This window comes from Streptomyces sp. NPDC005899, from assembly GCF_040629645.1.
Classification (GTDB): Bacteria; Actinomycetota; Actinomycetes; order Streptomycetales; family Streptomycetaceae; genus Streptomyces.
In genome coordinates this window covers 1-1512 of sequence record NZ_JBEXWB010000670.1, presented here as the reverse complement: position 1 = coordinate 1512, position 1512 = coordinate 1, and the positions used below count along the sequence as shown (strand labels likewise).

Sequence of the window (1512 nt, the reverse complement as noted above, 5' to 3'; positions counted from 1 at the left end):
GGCATCACCACGGCAGGGGCTGACCCCCACGGCAGGGGCCGATCGGCCCACGGCGGGGGCCGATCGGCCGGTCGGACACGACGGAACGGACGGCGAAGGGGGCGGACAGGCGGGCCGCCCAGCGGCACCGTCCCCACCCGCCCCTGGTCGGGGCCACCGTCCGCCCCCGGTCGGGCCGGCATCCGCCCCCGGGCGGGCGTACGGCGCCCCGTCGGGCACCGCTCGCCCGTGGTCCCTCGGCCACCTCCCCCGGTAGGGGCTACCAGCTCACCGGCAGCTCGTGGAGGCCGTAGACCCCTTCCTCGCCCTTGAACCGCAGCTCGTCGAACGGGACGGCGAGCTTCAGGCCGGGAAGCCGTGCGAGCAGGGAGTCGAACACGACCTGGAACTCCAGACGCGCCAGACTCTGCCCGAGGCACTGGTGGGGGCCGTGGCCGAACGCGAGGTGGTTGCGGGCCGGGCGGTCGATGTCGAACGTGTCGGGGTCCGGGAACACGGACGGGTCGTGGTTCGCCGCGTTGCCGAGTCCCAGCACGCCCTCCCCGGCTCGTATCACGCGGCCTCCGATCTCGACGTCCTCGGTCGCGACCCGGACCATGGCCAGCTCGGACACGGTGAAGTAGCGCAGTACCTCCTCCACCATGGCCGGCGTCAGGGACGGATCCGCCCTGACCCGCTCCATCTGCTCCGGGTGCCGGAGCAGCAGCGCGGTGCCGAGCGAAATGGTGTTGGCCGAGGTCTCGTGTCCCGCGATGAGGAGCAGGAACGCCAGGCCCATCAGCGACATCCGGTCGTAGTCGCCGCTCTCCCGGTTCTTCGCGATCTGCCGGCTGAGCAGGTCGTCGCCCGGCTCCTCCTCCTTCGTCGCGATGAGGTTCATCAGGTAGCCGGCCAGCGAGCCGAAGGCCTCGTCCCGCTCGGTCTCGGACGCCGTGATGCTGACGAGCTTGACGCTGTTGGAGAGGAAGAACTGGTGCTCCGACAGCGGCACGCCCAGCTGCTCGCACATCACGAGCGCCGGTACCGGCACGGCGAGTTCGGCGACCAGGTCCGCCGGCCGGGGGCCGGCCAGGATGCTGTCGAGTCGCGCGTCGACGATGCGCTGGACCTGCGGGCGCAGCTCCTTGATGCGCTTCGCGGTGTATTCGCTGATGACCTTGCGCCGGGCCTCGTTGTGAGCCGGGGCATCCAGGTTGATCATCGTCTGGATCGGCTGCTCGGTCGGCTTCTCGAGACTGAAGGAGGGGTAGTTGGGGTGCCGGTTGTCCGAGCTGAACCGGGTGTCGCCCAGCATGGCGCGCACGTCCGCGTAGCTGGTCAGGGCCCAGGCGGTCTCCTTGTTGGGCAACTCGACCCGGCAGACGGGCTCCTCCTCACGGATGCGCGCGTACGCCGGCGGAGGGGAGAAGGGACATTCCCGGGCGAAGGGAACCGTCCCCTGGGTTGCGGCGGTGTTCTCTGTCATCTCGTTCTCCGTTCCAGAGGGCGATGGCCGGCCGGTGCGACGGCCGG

1 protein-coding gene is annotated in these 1512 nt (G+C 70.9%); it reads right to left on the bottom strand.

Annotated elements, in window-relative coordinates; all coding sequences use genetic code 11:
• Positions 1-259: 259 nt before the first annotated feature.
• Complete coding sequence (locus ABZ371_RS32545) at positions 260-1465, bottom strand: cytochrome P450 (protein ID WP_358686527.1); 1206 nt, start codon at positions 1463-1465, stop codon at positions 260-262.
• Positions 1466-1512 lie beyond the last annotated feature (47 nt).

Excerpts from the sequence above, each read along its gene's own strand:
- ABZ371_RS32545 (WP_358686527.1), bottom strand. The coding sequence starts at position 1,465 with ATGACAGAGAACACCGCCGCAACCCAGGGGACGGTTCCCTTCGCCCGG.